The sequence below is a fragment of the Chryseobacterium sp. KLBC 52 genome (assembly GCF_003347605.1).
GTDB lineage: Bacteria > Bacteroidota > Bacteroidia > Flavobacteriales > Weeksellaceae > Chryseobacterium.
This window is the reverse complement of sequence record NZ_QDFZ01000005.1, coordinates 228725-245435: the sequence shown is the minus strand read 5'-3', so window position 1 is coordinate 245435 and position 16711 is coordinate 228725. Positions and strand designations below refer to the sequence as shown.

The window sequence follows — 16711 nt, the reverse complement described above, 5'->3', positions numbered from 1 at the left end:
TGACGGGGTGGTAAAAAAGAAATAAAATGAAAGCTCCCGAAAAAGTAACATCCATCACTGCATTACACAACTTCCTGAACTTGAAAAGGCCTTCCAATCCTTTGATCAGTGTGTTTGATTTTAATGAAGTGAATGTTGATCCGGAAACTATTCTGAGTGCTGTAACCACAGATTTCTATGTAGTTTCGATAAAAAAAGACTGTGCTGGAAGATGCAAATATGGACAGCATTATTATGATTTTGAGGATGGAATTATGTATTTCATTGCTCCTAATCAGGTACTTCAGTTTGAAGATATTTTACTTTCTGAGGTGAGAGGAAATGTACTCGTTATTCACCCTGATTTTCTGCAGGGATATCCGCTAGCATCTGCTATAAAGGATTATGGCTATTTCTCTTATTCTGCCAATGAAGCCCTGTATCTTTCTGAGAAAGAAGAAAAATCGGTAACGGACATCATGGATAATATCAGCAGAGAGATTGAATCCAATATGGATGGTTTTACTCAGGATTTGTTGGTTTCCAATATTGATTTACTCTTAAAATACTGTGACAGGTTCTACAACCGTCAGTTTTTAACCCGGAAAAAAGTGAATCATGATCTTTTAACCCAGCTTGAAACGTTGCTCGATGATTATTTTAAAAATGAAAAACTGCTGGTCACTGGGATTCCTACAGTACAGTTTGTGGCTGCACAGATGAAAATAAGTCCCAATTATCTGAGTGATATGCTGAGAGTTCATACGGGACAGACAACCCAGCAGCATATTCAGAACAGAGTGATTGAAAAAGCAAAAGAAATGTTGTCTACCACTACAATGTCTGTTTCGGAGATTGCCTACAATTTAGGATTTGAACATCCTCAGTCTTTTCATCGCTTATTTAAAAATCAGACTGCTGTTTCTCCTTTAGATTTCAGGAAGTCTTTTAATTGATACTATCATGAGTAAACTTTATCATAATTAAGACATAAGAATATTTCAACTTTGCTCAATGGGAGATTTTCAGAAAGCGGGAAGTATTATTCATTTTTCTCGCAGATGATACAGATTACGCAGATTTTTTATTAAGATCTGCATAATCTGCAAAATCAGCGTGAGATAAAAAACAAAGTATGCTGTATTCAATTTTATCGGAGATAAAATCCTTGTGTTCTTATAACAGTTTTTTTTATTTCATTTTGCGTCTTTGCGTACCCAAAACCTCCAGAGAACTATAAAGTTAAAAAGTATTTAAAAATAAAAAACGCAAAGTTTTAATGGTTTCAGATTTTTACTAAAAATGAGTAATGATAATGTCCGTAAACTGTATCATTAATTTTTCCCTATGATCCCTCAAAATAAAGTAAAACATTAAAATCTTTGCGCTTATTTTTCTTTAATTTTATACTTGTCTTACGATAAGATTGATTTTATTATCGTAATAAGGCTCATGGCAATAACCACCATTCCTACCACCACGAACATTTTCTTTGTTGGAAGTTTTGCCGTAAGCATCGCAGAAAACGGAGCGGTAAAAACACCACCCAGCAAAAGCCCCAACACAATATTCCAGTGATGGATACCAATGGTAAAAATGAAGGTAATGGCACTCGTAATAGTCAGTAAAAACTTAGCAACAGTAGAGCTTCCCACTACATAACGGGGAATTCTTCCCTCTTTAATCAATGTTCCGGTTACCAATGGTCCCCAACCACCTCCTGCAAAAGAATCGATAAAACCTCCTACCAAACCTAATACTCTGAGATTTGTTCTTCTTTTGGTTCTCCGTTGCCCTGATTTTTTATCTTTGAATGCATTTTTTAAAATATTGATTCCAAGATACAAGGTGTAGCAGGCAATAATAGGTTTTACAATATGAGCGTAGTGTTCGCCATAGTGAGACAACGTTAAAGCACCTATGATAGAGCCTACAATAGCCAGCGGGAATAAAACCCATACCATTTTTTTATTGACATTTTCCAGTTTATAATGACTGAAACTTCCGGCTGCAGTGGTAAAAGATTCTGCAGAATGAATACTTGCGCTTACAACGGGAGGCGGAACATTCAGTAGCAAAAGGATCGTGGTACATATCACTCCATATCCCATTCCCATGGAGCCGGCAACAATCTCTGCCATAAATCCGGCAAACAGCATCCAGTAAAAAACATGACCATCTTTATTCAGAAAATACTGGATATCTCCGGAAAGATTGAACTGATACACCACAAGTCCAAACAGTCCGAAAAGCAGTAAAACTCCTATGATGGCCAGATAAATATTGGCTTTTCTCTGAGCAGTTTTTGTTATACTGATCAGTTTTTCAATTTCCATGTCTGGTTTTGCAGCAACTTTTCCGTCTGACAGATATTCCGTAGTAATTTTATTGAGTTCTTTTACTTTGTAATTGAAATCTCCGGTCAGTTGATTGCGGATATGCTGCATATTGTCTAATACATGATTCATTTCATCAGGAATCACTTCTGTAAAGGTTTCCCTTAATCTTTTAGCAATGGTCGGGGACTTTCCGTTGGTGGAAATGGCTATTTTGAGACTTCCCTTTTTAACAATGGAACCCAAATAAAAATCACATAGATCCGGCTTGTCGGCAATATTGACCAGTACATTTTTTTCCTGGGCTTTTTCTCTGATTTCCCCTGCCAGTTCAATATCATTTACCGCAATAATGGCCAGATCAGCATCATTAAAATCATGATCGGCATAGGCTCTTTCGTGCATTATAATATTGGAAAACTGATTTTGTAAGGTTCTGACTTCGGGGATAATCTCTTTGGCTACCAGTTTGATGGAAGTTTCGGGTGAATTCCCTAATACAGATTCCAGTTTTTCCAAAGCAACCTTACCACCACCGATGATCAGCAGTGAAAGGTTTTCAAGTTTTAAAAATATGGGATATAATGAATTGCTCATCCTGATTACAGTTTTAAATCATAAGTAAAAGCGAGGTAGTAGAGTCCTCCGATTTCAGGACCTGCTGCATACTGGAAATAACGACGGTTCAGCAGATTGGTGGCTCCAATTTTAATATTCGCACGAATTTCAGGAAGTTTCCATGTAGCCTGGGCATCAATCGTATAGTAAGCAGGAATTGCTCCGGATGCTAAAGGACTTTCCCACATAAAGCCACTCTGCCATCTTGCCACAAGGGTAAACCCTATATTTTTAACAATCTCTCTGTTTCCAACACTTACATTTACCATCCATTTCGGGGTGTTGAAAGCGGTGATAAACAGGTCTGAACTATTATTGGAAGCAAGATCATTATAAGAAACATTGGTATTCACATTATAATTTCCTGTGATATTATAACGAATTCCTAAAGACGTTCCATAGCTTTTGTACGTATTGTTGCTGTTGGTATAAACTCTATAACGATCCTGTTTGCTTCTATCGAGCATAGCAAGAACAGCGGTATTGCTTCCTACCTGACTGTTTTTTGGAACTGCCACCTCTACCTGACCAAGGAATCCTTCGTAAATATTGTAATAAAAATCCCAGTCCAGCACAAGTTTATTATTGAAAAAAGTGGACTTATACCCTACTTCAAATGAATTGATTTTTTCCGGCTGTAATTTCTGCAGATTGGCTACAGTTAAAAGCTGTTTGTTATCCTGAGCCGCCTGAGCCTGGGTTTTCCCTGCATCTACATCTGCATTTACTGCTGAGGTGAATTTATCAATGGAAGCCAATGTGTAAGAATTTTCCAGATAGCCTAATCCGTCATTCACTTTTGAAAGTCCGCCTACTCTTCTTACGTTTCCGTTGTTCACAAAAGAAAGGGCTTCAAATAGTGATGGAAAACGATATCCGTTCTGGAAAGAAGCTCTGAAATTATGCTCTTTCACCGGAGAATAGACAACACTGATTCTCGGATTCAGTTTTGCTTCAAATTCAGGGTTTCTGTCGATACGTAAAGCTGCGTTAATTTTTAATTTATCATCAAAGAAAAGCTTGGTAATCTGTGCAAAAGCACCATATTTCTGATAAATCACATCTTTTCCAAAAGTACCATTGGCTAAAGGAATGTTTCTTTCATTCACCGGACGGTTGAAATCGACAAAATTGTTTCCATCCGGAGTAATGCTGTACAAACGGTAATCTACACCTGCAAGAAGGTTGAATATCTTCACAAATCTGCTGAAATCGTAGGTAAGTTCACCCTGATAAAAGCGGGATTTCTGTTCAAGTTTTGCTCCGCCCGTTGCCGGAGCTCCTGCTACACCTCCATTGGCCGAATCCCAGTTGTTGATTCCGATGATGGTATTTTTTAATTGCTCAAAGGCTGCCGTTCCCGGTACAACTCTGTTTTTATCTGCTTCCTGGCGCGCTAAGGTGAATGCATCATTAAGATTAACTCCTGAATTCAGGCTATTCTGGAGCGTCGTTTGAAATATATTTTTCCAGTTCGTATTGGAAAGGTTGGTAAGATCAAGATTATCTGCCAACGGTTTCAGATTATAAGAATCTCCCGTATTTTCTATGGATACATAAGCTCTGAAGGTCAGTTCTTTTCCTGTGAGTTCTATTTTATGGTTCTGAACCGTAGCATTCTGCAGACGGATTTTATTTCCTCTCTGGAAAGTTCCGTCCAGTAAGCCATAACGATACACGTAAGAGGTTCTCCACTGATCTCCGAAACGGTAGTACAATCCTGCATCAAACTTGATATTTTTCACATCCGGACTTACCAGATCTTTCTCCAGATAGCCAGTCCTGGAAACATTGAACGTGGTTGGTTTTCCGTTGTAGTCCACCTTTACAGCTACACGGTTATTTCTTTCATCACCGTATTTATTCCAAAGGTCTTCTGCCGGATTGTTGGCCAGTGCAAAATTAGGATTGGCTGTAACAAGTGATCCTGAATTCTGATCGGTCAGATTATTGGAAATCCAGTCGGTTCCGCTGAAATAAGAGGCATTGACTTTAACAGCAAAGTTTTTATTGATCACCTTTGCAAAACGGATAGCACTTTCTCCTAACGAACTTATTTTATGGTTAACATTGTCTACATGATTCACTCCACCACGGAAATAAACGCTTATTCCTTCGGAAGTAAACGGATCTTTGGTCTGTAAACTTGCCAAACCATTGATGGCATTCATTCCGTATAATGCAGAAGCGGCTCCAGGCGTAACTTCCATAGATTGAATATCCAGTTCTGTAGGCCCAATGGCATTTCCCAACGGTACTCCCAATGTTGCCGACTGTACATCTACTCCGTCTACCAGCTGCATAAAACGAAAATTATTAGGAGAATTGAAACCTCTTGAATTAGGAATTTTCAACGTAAGACTTGAGGTTAAAAGCTGAAGCCCTTTTACATTTTCCAGTGTTTCATAGAATGATGCTGCCGGACTTTCTCTGATGGTTTTAATATCAATTTTTTCAATGGCAATTGGTGATCTTAATATTTTTTCCGGAACTCTGGATGCGGAAATCACGACATCATCAATAATTGTATTTTGTGGGTTTAACCCTATTGTTATTTTGTTGGAAGGTGAAAGTATTTCAACAGTTTGACTCGTGAAACCATCTTTTTGAACCACTACCCGAAATGGAATGGTAACTCTGGTTCTGAGCTTAAAATTACCCAGCTTATCAGTTAATGCAATGTCCTGTGTATTTTCGATCTGTATTTTTACAGAGTCAAGACTTTTGCGTGTATCTGTATTTTTGATGCTTCCGCTAAGCTCTATAAGCTGCTGCTGCGCTTCTGCGAAGTTAAAGAATAGAAATGTGAATGCAATAATACCTGCTTTTGGTAGAAAATTTCCCTGTTTTTTGTTTTTCATTTTGCTTCATTTTTTAGGTTGAGAATGAAGCTGTCTGAATTTTTTTACTTCTATGATGAAAGTCTTCTATATTGTTTACAATTACAATTGAAGGGCTTAGAATTCCCCTCTTTTGGAGGGGTGGCGAAAATTCAAAGAATTTTTGACGGAGTGGTTTAAGCCATTAATAGTATTGCTGAGATTGCTTCACCTTCGGTTCGCAATGACAGTCTCGTAAAGTTTCATAATAATTCAAAAACTTCAAACAGCTTTGTTTGTATTGTTATTTTGAAAATCAACAACACATACACATTCGTCCGCCTAAATGAAGAGGTTGAGTTTTTTTGTTTTTTTTCAGATCATAATGAAAATTAGCCATATAATTAATTTAGGGTGTGTAAGTAACGGTATGAAAAATCACCAAATGTTTCTTCTGCAAGTCTTTTCTGTACATAAATTCCGAAAAGTTCATCCAGCGTGGTCAGGATTTCTTCTTCACCAATGTTTTCTTTAAATTTTGTATTCAGTCGCATTCCTAAGCGGTCTCCACCGATGTGAAGATTATATTTCCCATAAGCTGTACCTACAAATCCGATTTCAGCATTGGGAGATCTTCCGCAGCCGTTTGGACAGCCGGTCATACGGATGGTAATATCTTCTTCCAGCAGTCCATATTTTTCAAGAATAGGTTCTATTTTTGTGACTAAGGAAGGCAAATAACGCTGTGCTTCTGCCAAAGCCAATGAACAAGTGTTCAGGGCAACACACGCAACAGAATTTTTACGTAAGGCACTTGCCCCATTCGTATAATCCGAAATTCCGTGTTCTTTTAAAATGTTTTCAATTTCAGGCTTATCTTTTTCGTCAATATCTGCCAGAATAAGGTTCTGGTTACAGGTAAATCGGAAATTGGCTTTTCCAGTTTGTGCGATTTTTAGTAATCCTGATTTTAAAGGATATTCTGCAGTGTTAAGAATTCTTCCGTGCTCTACAAATACGGTATAAAACCATTTTCCTTCATGATTCTGAATCCAGCCATAGCGGTCTTTTCGTTGTTCAAATTTGAATTCTCTTGCAGGTTCAAAACTGAATCCTGTTCTTTTTTCTACTTCAGATCTATACTGGTCGATACCCAATTTATCAATTGTATACTTTAATCTTGATAATTTTCGGTCGCTTCTGTTTCCGAAGTCTCTTTGTACTGTGATGATTTCGTAGACCGCTTTCAATACTTTTTCTTCCGTATCTACAAATCCAAGAATGGATGCAAGACGGGCGTAAGTGGCTTCATTTCCGTGTGTTGCTCCTAATCCTCCTCCGGCAGCGATATTGTAACCTACAATTTTATCATTTTCGATAATGGCGATTAAAGCAATATCATTGATGAATACATCTACATCATTATTAGGCGGAACTGCAATTCCAATTTTCAGTTTTCTCGGAAGATATCTGTCCTGATATAGAGGATCTTCCTCTGCTTTACGGTCTACCAGAAGTTCGTCATCAATCCAGATGTCATAATAAGATTTAGTTTTAGGAAGACACATTTCGCTGATTTTTCCTGCCAGTTCGTAGGCTTCCTGCTGTAAAGGTGATTCCGAAGGATTGGCAGTACAGGTAACATTTCTGTTGACGTCCCCACATGCTGCAATAGAATCCAGATGCTGCAGATTAAAGCTCTGAATGGTTGGTCTTAAATGAGATTTTAAAATACCATGAAGTTGAATGGTTTGCCTTGTGGTTACTTTTATGGTTCCTGTGGAATGATCTTCTGCTGTTTCATTCAACCCTACCCATTGTTGAGGAGTTAAAAAACCACCAGGAAGTCTTAATCTGATCATATAAGAATACAGCCACTCCAGTTTTTTGGAGACACGTTCTTCTCTTCTGTCTCTGTCGTCCTGTTGGTACATTCCGTGGAATTTGATGACAGTCTGGTCATCTTCTCTGATGGCTCCGGTGAAGTTATCTGCAAGGCTTTCCTTTAAAGTTCCTCTGAGTCCGTTACTGCCGGTTTTAATTTTTTCTACCGGTGAAAGGTTCTCTTTATTGTTGTTCATAATTGTTTCCTTTAATTTTTACGGGTACTTCTTTTTTAATAAACATCTTTAGCATATCTGCCGCTCAATTCCATTTCTTCCAGGTAAACTACAGCATCTTCTTTACTGCGTTTTCCTTCATTTTGGATGATACTGAGAAGCGTTTGTTCTACGTCGTAGGCCATGGGTTCTTTCGCTCCGCATACATACACAGAAGCTCCGCCTTCCAGCCAGTAAAAAACTTCCTGAGCATTTTGTTCCAGTCTGTGCTGAACATACACTTTCTCTGCGGTGTCTCTTGAAAAAGCAAGGTCTAAATGCGTTAAGCTGCCTGTTTTAAGAAAATCCTGAAGCTCTGCCTGATAAAGAAAATCGGATACAAAGTTTCTGTCCCCGAAAAACAGCCAGTTTCTTCCTTCTGCTCCTGTGGCATCACGTTCCCAAAGGAATGATCTGAAAGGCGCAATCCCCGTTCCCGGACCAATCATGATGATATCTTTATCTGCTTCCGGCAATTTGAAATGTCCTGCCTCCTGAATATAAAATTCCACCTCTTCTCCTTCTTTGAATTCACTCAGGAAACCACTGCATAATCCGTTGTGTTTCTGATGATCAATAAAGAATTCTGATTTGGCTACAGTAATATGAATTTCAGTATCACCATGCGCTTCCACAGAGGAAGAAATTGAATACAAACGTGGAGCTTGCGCTGTCAGTATCTGAATGATTTCTTCAAATTCATCAGCATTTTTTACCGGGTAAATCCTAAGCAGATCAAGAAGGCTTAATCTAACTTCCGGGATGGAATGTCCCGTTATCTTAGCATATTGAGCAACCACAGATTTAAGCAGATAACTGATGTTAAGATGCTTGTGCAGGAGTTCTTCTACAGAATCCGTAATTTTTGTTGTTTCTACCTGTTTCTTAGGATCAATTCCTGTTAAAGTAATGATTTCATGAACTACTTGTTTTGAATTGAAAGGAATCACTCCCAAAGCCGAACCAGGCTGATACACAAGGGAATCTTCGGTTTCAATTTCAATATGATAGGTTTCTTTTTCAGACGTAATATCATTCAGGTTGATGATGGTTGAAACTTTTCCTTGATATTTCTTTCTTCCGGTAGATGCTTTTGGAACTGAAACATTTTTTGTACTCTGACCTGCATTTTTATTGACGGTTTCAAATACATGTTCTATCCAATGAGAAGCTTCCTGCTCGTAATCAATATCACATTTTTTTAATGGAATAATACGCTGAGCACCCAATATTTCAAAACGTGAATCTACATCTTCACCGGTTTGGCAGAATAAAGGATAACTGCTGTCTCCCAACGCCAATACCCCATATTTTAGTCCGCTAAGATTAATTTCATTTTCATAAATATAATTGTAGAATTTTTTGGCTAACGCTGGCGGCTCACCTTCTCCCTGAGTGCTGATGACTACAAAAAAGAATTCTTCTTTCGCCAGATCTTTGGGCTTGTATTGGGAAAGGTCAGCCAGTTTTACCTGAAGTCCTTTTTTCTTCACGATACCTGCAAGGGCTGTAGCGAGTTTTTTACTGTTTCCGGTTTCCGTACCGTAAGCCAGGGTTATTTTTTTTACAGCATTCTGAACAATAGTATTCGTTTCCTGTGGTGGCAGTACGGCTGTAAGTGATGATCCTCCGGCAATACCTGCAAGATATCCGCTTGCCCATATAGCTTCGTCTCTGGAGAGTTCTCCGGAGATTTGTTTTAATACATTTAATTTAGTTTCAGACAGCATATTCAAAGAAATTTTGAGTGGTTGGAATGAGACTTCCGTTTTCTACTGATTTAAAATAAAGACCTTCCTGCTCAGCATTTTCAAGCCATGAAAATTCTTCATGGAGATTTACAATTTTGCCCACTACCACCAATGAAGGTGAAGCAAAGTTTTTGTCTCCGAATTTTTCATTAAAATCATCAAATGATGATGTGTACACTTTTTGGAAAGGAGTCGTAGCCTGTTCAATGACTGCAATTTTTTTATCACCTGAAATCTGAAGTGCTTTCAGTTTTTCCACAAGAGGAGTAAGGTTTCCTTTAGACATGTAGAAAACAAGAGTATCATTGGTCAAAGCCAGTTCTTTCCAGTATTCTTCACTTACGATTTCCGATTTATAATAGGTCAGAAAACGAACAGATGTAGAATATCCTCTTGCTGTTAAGGGCATACCTGCAAACGCTGCAGCTCCTAAAACAGCTGTAATTCCCGGAATGATTTCATAGGGAATATGATGTTGTTTTAAAGCCTGCAATTCATCCAGAATATTTGAGAAAATAGAAACGTCTCCTCCTTTCAATCTTACAATCGTTTTATTCTGAAGGGCATATTCCACCATCAAAGTATTGATATGAGACTGAGGAGTGGAAGCATTTTTGCTGCATTCTTTGCCTACATAGATGATTTCTGTGTTTTCATTAACGTAGGTTTCCAGAATTTCCGGACTTACAAGACGGTCGCATAAAACAACGTCTGCTTCTGCGATAGCTTTTACTGCTTTTACAGTGATCAGTTCAGGGTTGCCGGGCCCTGCACCGATAAGGAAGACCTTTGGTGATTTTATATTTGTTTTCATTGAAGTAGGTGTTAATTAAGGATTTAGAAGAGTCCTTCTACAGAGAGATACCTTTCTCCTGTATCGTAATTGATGGTAAGGATTTTAGCGTTAGGTTGTATTTCCGGTAAATGTTTGGCGATGGCTGCTAAAGCGGCTCCTGTAGAAACTCCTACAAAAAGGCCTTCTTTTTTAGCAGCGTTAAGGGCATATTCATAAGCTTCTTCTTTGCCTACTGTAATCACGCCATCTAAAAGAGTAATATCCAGGATAGAAGGTACAAAGCCTGCTCCTAATCCCTGTAACGGGTGTGGTGCCGGGCTCCCTCCGCTTAATACAGGAGATAATTCCGGTTCTACAGCAATGACTTTTACGTTAGGATATTTTTCTTTTACTGTTTTTGCGATTCCGGTGATGTGACCTCCGGTTCCTACTCCTGTGATGATATAGTCCAGTCCGTCCGGGAAGTCTTTTAGAATTTCCTGAGCAGTGGTTTCTATATGTACTTGTACATTGGCAGGATTGTCAAACTGCCTTGGAATCCATGAATTGGGTGTTTGTTCAGCCAGTTCATTAGCTTTTTCAATAGCCCCTTTCATTCCTTTTTCTCTTGGAGTAAGCACGAATTCTGCTCCGTAGGCTTCCATAATTTTACGACGTTCTATACTCATGCTTTCCGGCATGACAAGAATGAGTTTGTATCCTTTTACGGCAGCTACCAAAGCGAGTCCTATTCCCGTATTTCCGCTGGTAGGCTCTATAATAACGCTGTCTTTATTTAATAATCCTTTGGCTTCTGCATCTTCAATCATGGCCAGGCCAATTCTGTCTTTAATGCTTCCTCCAGGGTTGCTTTTTTCAAGTTTGATCCAGATTTCGTGATCTGAACTGAAGAGTTTATTAATTTTCACGACGGGTGTATTTCCAATCGTTTCTAATGCATTCTGAAATTTCATATCAATGTACTTTTTATTTTTGTTTTTTCTTAAATCACAAAGGTTAATGATTCCGGTAATGAACTGTTATCCTTTATTTTTATTTCGCTTTTGTGGTAGACCAGAGAATTGGCAGGAACATCCTGTGTAACCCAGACATTTCCTCCGATAATACTTTCTCTGCCAATTGTCGTTTCACCTCCCAGAATGGTTGCTCCCGAGTAGATAATCACATCATCATCTATATTGGGATGCCTTTTCTGATGGGCTTTTTCTTTGGAAACATTCAATGCACCAAGGGTTACTCCCTGATAAATTTTGACATTATTCCCGATAATGGTTGTTTCTCCGATCACAATTCCTGTTCCGTGATCAATGAAAAAAGACTTTCCAATGGTGGCTCCCGGATGAATATCAATTCCCGTTTTACTGTGGGCATATTCTGAAATGACACGGGGTAAAATCTTCACGTCCTGACTCCAGAGCTGGTGCGAAATACGGTAGACATACGTGGCAAAAAAGCCCGGATACGCCAGATATACTTCTTCCAGAGAATCGGCAGCAGGATCAAATTCCAAAATGGATTTTGCATCCAGCACCAACTGGTTATATAATTCCGGTAACGCTTCAAAAAACTGACTCACCTGTTTTTCAGTAAGGGTTTTATCGCCTGTTACCGTATGAATAAGGACTGAAAGTGTTTCCTGCAGTGCTTCAAAATTTCTTTTCAGCTGATCTTCAGTATTGTCATTCTGAGGAAGGAATAGTGTTTCATACAAATCCTTCACCCACTTTTTGGTCTTTATTTTATCAAAGAATCCATGAATGCTGTTTTGCTTGGTCTGATGAATTCTTTCTATTAATTGATCGGAAATTGCCATTTTTTCTATTGGATTATACAGGCTGCTACCGTTGAATTGGACGTTTCATCTACCAAAATGGCAGAGCCCGTTGTTTTGTTATGGGTAAAGCTGTCATAGACCAAAGGTTGTGCCGTTCGTAGGGTAACTTTCACAATTTCATTCAGTTTAATTTCACCATCTGCCTGCTCCCGGATAAGGGTATTGACATTGATCTTATAGTCGATCTCTTTTACCACAGCTTTTACAAGTCTGCTGTTCTGCTGCAGAAGGTATTTATTCCCTGGTTGCAAAGGTTTCTGATCCAGCCAGCATAAAAGAATTTCAAGATCTTTTTCAACGGTGGGAACATGTTCTTCCGTAACAAAAATATCTCCTCTGCTGATATCTACATCATGAGCAAGATGGATAACGGCTGGCTGACCTTCAAAGGCTTCTTCTTTTTCAATGCCATTGATCTCAATTTTTGTTATTTCTGTAGTCAGATCTGCAGGAAGTATGTGGATTTTGTCTCCTTTGGTGAACTTTCCGCTTAATATTTGTCCGGCATATCCTCTGTAGTCATGAAGCTCTTCAGTCTGAGGACGAATCACGTACTGAACCTGAAAACGGCTTCCATTATTTTTTTCTTCATTAATCGTTACTTCTTCAAGGTATTCCAGAAGGGAATTTCCTTCATACCATTCTGTTCTCGAAGATGTTGAAACGATATTATCTCCTTTTAATGCTGAAATGGGGAAATAGCTGACGTCATTTAAACCCAGATTTTCTGCAATTTTTGCATATTCTGATTTTATATTTTCAAAAACTTCTTCGGAATAATCTACCATATCCATTTTATTGATGGCTACAGCAACCTTTTTCAACTGTAATAAAGAGGCGATGATGGAATGCCTTCTGGTCTGCTCAATCACTCCTTTTCGGGCATCAATCAGGATAACCATCAGATCAGAGTTAGAAGCTCCGGTGATCATATTACGCGTATATTGTACATGCCCGGGAGCATCTGCGATGATAAATTTCCTTTTTGCAGTTGAAAAATAGCGGTAAGCAACATCAATGGTGATTCCCTGCTCTCTTTCTGCACGCAGACCATCCGTTAAAAGGGCAAGGTCTACTCCGTCTTCATTTTTGTTTTTTGAGTGTTTTTCAAGGACTTCCAACTGGTCCTGTAAAATACTTTTGCTATCGTAAAGCAGTCTTCCGATAAGGGTACTTTTACCGTCATCTACGCTTCCTGCTGTTATAAATCTTAATATATCCATCCGAATTTTAATTATAAATAATGAGTAATTGGTAATGAGTAATGTTCTGTCGTTAAGAAGTAAAGGTGTTTATCCTATTACTTATTACTCATCGCTGATTGCTTATCTAAAAATAGCCTCCTTTTTTTCTGTCCTCCATAGCGGCTTCTGTTACCCTGTCATCAATTCTGGTTTCGCCACGTTCTGAAATTCTGGTGGCTACAATTTCTTCTATGACAGCATCTATTGTTACAGCATTAGATTCTACAGCTGCAGTGCAGGTCATATCTCCTACGGTACGGTAACGGATTTTCCTGGTAGTGATGATATCTTCAGGTTCTAAGACAACATGGGAAGAGTTGGCAAGCCATTGTCCGTTGAAGTCGATCACTTCTCTTTCATGCGAAAAATAGATGGAAGGAAGTGCAATTTTTTCTCTTCGGATATAATTCCAGATGTCAAGCTCTGTCCAGTTACTGATTGGGAAAACTCTTACATTTTCTCCTTTGTGAATCTTTCCGTTGAAAATATTCCAAAGCTCCGGACGCTGAAGTTTAGGATCCCATTGCCCGAATTCATCACGAACGGAGAAGATTCTTTCTTTTGCTCTTGCTTTTTCTTCATCTCTTCTGGCTCCTCCTATGCAGGCATCAAATTCAAATTCTTCAATGGTATCAAGTAGCGTGTAGGTTTGCAGCCAGTTTCTGCTCGGGAATTTACCTTTAGCCTCAGTCAGTTTTTTACTTTTTATCGTATCTTCCACTTTTCTGACTACCAGATTCACGTCTAGCTGTTCTACCAGCTGATCACGGAAATCCAATACCTCCTGAAAGTTGTGTCCGGTGTCTACATGGACAAACTTAAATGGGATTTTTCCATGAAAGAAAGCTTTTCTCGCCAGATGAGCCAGTACAATACTGTCTTTTCCGCCGCTGAATAATAAAGCCGGACGCTCAAACTGACCTGCTACTTCTCTTAGTATGTAAATAGATTCTGCTTCCAGCTGATCTAAATAGTTTAACTGATGTATTGACATTTTTTTCTTTTTTTATTGATGAATATGCAGACCGCATTCTTTTTTGTTGGCATCTTCCCACCACCAACGGCCTGCTCTGAAATCTTCTCCTTCCTTGATCGCTCTTGTACAGGGCTCACACCCTATGCTTACAAATCCTTTTTTATGAAGGTGATTGTATGGTAAGTGATGATCCTTTACATAGGTTGTCACCTGTTCTGTGGTCCAGTGAAGGATGGGATGAAATTTGATGATCCTGTTATCCGGATCCCATTCCAGCTGAGGCATATTCTGTCTGTTGGGAGAATGTTCGGATCTCAGACCTGTAATCCATACTTCATAGCCTTCCAGTGCTTTTCTTAAAGGATGAACTTTTCGAATCGTACAGCATGCTTTCCTTTTTTCTACGGATTGATAGAATGAATCAGGACCGTTTTCTGTGACAAACTCTCTTAGCTCTTCCGTATCCGGATAATAGGCTTTGATGTTCTTTTTAAAGAAAGCCTTGGTGGAAGTCCAGGTTTCATAAGTCTGTTCAAAAAGTCTTCCCGTATCCAGGGTGAATATTTCAATATTTAAATCCTTTATCAGATGAGTGATGACCTGATCCTCGTAACTGAAACTGGTTGAAAAGATCACTTTACCCGGGAATCTTTCAGTCAGTATTTGCAGTGCATTGGTTTGAAAAGATGCTTCATTAGCCTCTTTCACAAGTTTTTCGAATTCATTTTCCAGACTGTTATTCATTTTGAATTGAGATTTAAGTCTTGCAAATATATATAAAATTCTATAACTCCTATCAAAATAGTAGAATTTAAATAAAAAAAATTTTAATCTTTAGTAATAAACTTAGTCAGAGTAGCTTCCATCATGCTAGTTCTGGTCTTTTCACGAACGATCATTAATTCTTTTCTCAGATAGCAGACTGCTTCGTCTACACAATCGTCACACGCTTCGTAAAAATTTAAAGAAACACATGGGGTAAGCGCAATAGGACCATCGAAAATACGGTAAATATCTGCTAATGAGACCTCATCAGGTGATTTTAAAAGATAATACCCTCCTACTTTCCCCTGTTTGCTGTTAACGAGTTTGGCTCTTTTAAGTTCGAGAAGAATCTGTTCCAGAAATTTCTTGGGAATATTTTCGTCCTGTGCAATAACGGAAGTTGGCAGAAAGCCCTGGTTATAATTCCTTGCTAATCTGACCATTGCTTTAAGCGCATATTTGCAACGTTTCGACATCATAATTCCTGCAAGTTATGATAAATTATCTGATAAATGAAATGTTTTTATAGCGGAAGACTTTGTATTTTAACCACAAAATTCACAAAAGATAAAAAACACTTAAGTTGATTTTAAGTTACACATGGACTGCTGAAAAGTTCACTTAAGTTTTAAAATTTTGATTTTTATTTATACCCAGACTCTGTGTCAATTTTCTAAGATCTGTAGTGGAAAAATATAATTTAACCACAAAAGTCACAGAAATAAAAACACTTAAGTTGATTTTAAGTTACAAATGGACTGCTGAAAAGTTCACTTAAGTTTAAAAAATCAAAGATTTTTATTGGCATAGATTATATATATAGAATCATCTGTGCAAATCTGTGCACTCTGTGGGAAAAAGAAACTTGATAATTTTACTCTTTCTCTAAAACAAAGTAAGCCAGTTCTCTATCTTCTCGTGCAAGATTTTCAACTCTACTGAAACCGCTTTTCAGAAGTACTTTTTGAGAACCGATATTATCAAGATCGGTTACCGCAACGATATCCTTTTTAGGATGTAATGAATAGCAATAATCAACAAGTGCTTTACAGACTTCGGTTCCGAGACCTTTTCCCCAATAATTTTCTCCTAAGGTATACCCTATTTCTATCTGTTCCGGATTGTCCAGAAATACTCTGGCAAGGCACATTCCCACAAAATCATCATTTTGGGTACTGAATATTCCCCATCTGCTGAATGGACCTGCTTCATAATCTGCCAACGCTTTGTCAAACATTTCCTTGTACTCTTCAGGAGTTTTGTAAGGCAGATACCGGGTTACATTCTCATTTTCAAAAAGAGTAGAGAATAAAGAAAATTCTTCAGGCGTAAATTCACGAATAATGATCGTGTCATTTTTATATTTCATAGAAAAGAATAAAATGTAAATGTTTAATTCACGAATAAAATTAGGTAAATAAATCTGAAATTATAACTGAATACCCATTTAATATAAAAAAAAATGGGCTTAAAATTAAACCCATTATTGCTGAA

Annotated in this window: 13 protein-coding genes; 1 reads left to right on the top strand and 12 read right to left on the bottom strand. The window is 38.2% G+C overall.

Going from position 1 to position 16711, the window contains the following annotated elements:
- Positions 1 to 26: 26 nt before the first annotated feature.
- Complete coding sequence (locus DDF69_RS07435) at positions 27 to 935, top strand: helix-turn-helix domain-containing protein (protein WP_114820223.1); 909 nt, start codon at positions 27 to 29, stop codon at positions 933 to 935.
- Between the two features lie 459 nt (positions 936 to 1394).
- On the opposite strand, the gene DDF69_RS07430 is transcribed toward DDF69_RS07435, so the two are convergent.
- From DDF69_RS07430 to DDF69_RS07375, 12 genes are all read right to left on the bottom strand, one after another.
- On the bottom strand, positions 1395 to 2912 hold the full coding sequence (locus tag DDF69_RS07430) for a TSUP family transporter (RefSeq protein ID WP_114820222.1): 1518 nt from the start codon (positions 2910 to 2912) through the stop codon (positions 1395 to 1397).
- A gap of 5 nt (positions 2913 to 2917) precedes the next feature.
- Positions 2918 to 5794: a TonB-dependent receptor gene (locus DDF69_RS07425; RefSeq protein WP_114820221.1), complete on the bottom strand. Its 2877-nt coding sequence runs from the start codon at positions 5792 to 5794 to the stop codon at positions 2918 to 2920.
- Positions 5795 to 6156: 362 nt separating this feature from the next.
- Complete coding sequence (locus tag DDF69_RS07420) at positions 6157 to 7833, bottom strand: NADPH-dependent assimilatory sulfite reductase hemoprotein subunit (RefSeq protein ID WP_114820220.1); 1677 nt, start codon at positions 7831 to 7833, stop codon at positions 6157 to 6159.
- Positions 7834 to 7868: 35 nt separating this feature from the next.
- Entirely contained in the window at positions 7869 to 9581 is a 1713-nt protein-coding gene (locus DDF69_RS07415) for a sulfite reductase flavoprotein subunit alpha (protein WP_114820219.1), read from the bottom strand.
- A complete protein-coding gene (gene cobA / locus DDF69_RS07410) occupies positions 9571 to 10416 on the bottom strand; it encodes a uroporphyrinogen-III C-methyltransferase (RefSeq protein ID WP_114820218.1) in 846 nt (281 codons plus the stop codon). The genes DDF69_RS07415 and cobA overlap by 11 nt, the downstream gene beginning before the upstream one ends.
- Before the next feature lie 23 nt (positions 10417 to 10439).
- On the bottom strand, positions 10440 to 11351 hold the full coding sequence (gene cysK / locus DDF69_RS07405; protein ID WP_114820217.1) for a cysteine synthase A: 912 nt from the start codon (positions 11349 to 11351) through the stop codon (positions 10440 to 10442).
- 29 nt (positions 11352 to 11380) lie between these two features.
- Positions 11381 to 12211 (bottom strand): serine O-acetyltransferase EpsC, encoded by an 831-nt coding sequence (gene epsC / locus DDF69_RS07400; protein ID WP_114820216.1) that lies wholly within the window; start codon positions 12209 to 12211, stop codon positions 11381 to 11383.
- A 5-nt stretch (positions 12212 to 12216) separates the two neighbouring features.
- A complete protein-coding gene (locus tag DDF69_RS07395; protein WP_114820215.1) occupies positions 12217 to 13455 on the bottom strand; it encodes a sulfate adenylyltransferase subunit 1 in 1239 nt (412 codons plus the stop codon).
- Between the two features lie 106 nt (positions 13456 to 13561).
- Positions 13562 to 14470, bottom strand: a complete 909-nt coding sequence (gene cysD / locus DDF69_RS07390) for a sulfate adenylyltransferase subunit CysD (protein WP_114820214.1) — start codon at positions 14468 to 14470, stop codon at positions 13562 to 13564.
- 12 nt (positions 14471 to 14482) lie between these two features.
- Positions 14483 to 15196 carry a phosphoadenylyl-sulfate reductase gene (locus DDF69_RS07385; protein WP_114820213.1) on the bottom strand — a complete coding sequence of 238 codons (714 nt, stop codon included), beginning with the start codon at positions 15194 to 15196 and terminating at the stop codon, positions 14483 to 14485.
- Between the two features lie 83 nt (positions 15197 to 15279).
- Positions 15280 to 15696: an RrF2 family transcriptional regulator gene (locus DDF69_RS07380; RefSeq protein WP_114820212.1), complete on the bottom strand. Its 417-nt coding sequence runs from the start codon at positions 15694 to 15696 to the stop codon at positions 15280 to 15282.
- 395 nt (positions 15697 to 16091) lie between these two features.
- Entirely contained in the window at positions 16092 to 16586 is a 495-nt protein-coding gene (locus DDF69_RS07375) for a GNAT family N-acetyltransferase (protein ID WP_114820211.1), read from the bottom strand.
- Between the last annotated feature and the right edge of the window lie 125 nt (positions 16587 to 16711).

Coding starts and splice junctions, on each gene's coding strand:
- DDF69_RS07435 (WP_114820223.1), top strand. CDS start 27: ATGAAAGCTCCCGAAAAAGTAACATCCATCACTGCATTACACAACTTC.
- DDF69_RS07430 (WP_114820222.1), bottom strand. CDS start 2,912: ATGAGCAATTCATTATATCCCATATTTTTAAAACTTGAAAACCTTTCA.
- DDF69_RS07425 (WP_114820221.1), bottom strand. CDS start 5,794: ATGAAAAACAAAAAACAGGGAAATTTTCTACCAAAAGCAGGTATTATT.
- DDF69_RS07420 (WP_114820220.1), bottom strand. CDS start 7,833: ATGAACAACAATAAAGAGAACCTTTCACCGGTAGAAAAAATTAAAACC.
- DDF69_RS07415 (WP_114820219.1), bottom strand. CDS start 9,581: ATGCTGTCTGAAACTAAATTAAATGTATTAAAACAAATCTCCGGAGAA.
- cobA (WP_114820218.1), bottom strand. CDS start 10,416: ATGAAAACAAATATAAAATCACCAAAGGTCTTCCTTATCGGTGCAGGG.
- cysK (WP_114820217.1), bottom strand. CDS start 11,351: ATGAAATTTCAGAATGCATTAGAAACGATTGGAAATACACCCGTCGTG.
- epsC (WP_114820216.1), bottom strand. CDS start 12,211: ATGGCAATTTCCGATCAATTAATAGAAAGAATTCATCAGACCAAGCAA.
- DDF69_RS07395 (WP_114820215.1), bottom strand. CDS start 13,455: ATGGATATATTAAGATTTATAACAGCAGGAAGCGTAGATGACGGTAAA.
- cysD (WP_114820214.1), bottom strand. CDS start 14,470: ATGTCAATACATCAGTTAAACTATTTAGATCAGCTGGAAGCAGAATCT.
- DDF69_RS07385 (WP_114820213.1), bottom strand. CDS start 15,196: ATGAATAACAGTCTGGAAAATGAATTCGAAAAACTTGTGAAAGAGGCT.
- DDF69_RS07380 (WP_114820212.1), bottom strand. CDS start 15,696: ATGATGTCGAAACGTTGCAAATATGCGCTTAAAGCAATGGTCAGATTA.
- DDF69_RS07375 (WP_114820211.1), bottom strand. CDS start 16,586: ATGAAATATAAAAATGACACGATCATTATTCGTGAATTTACGCCTGAA.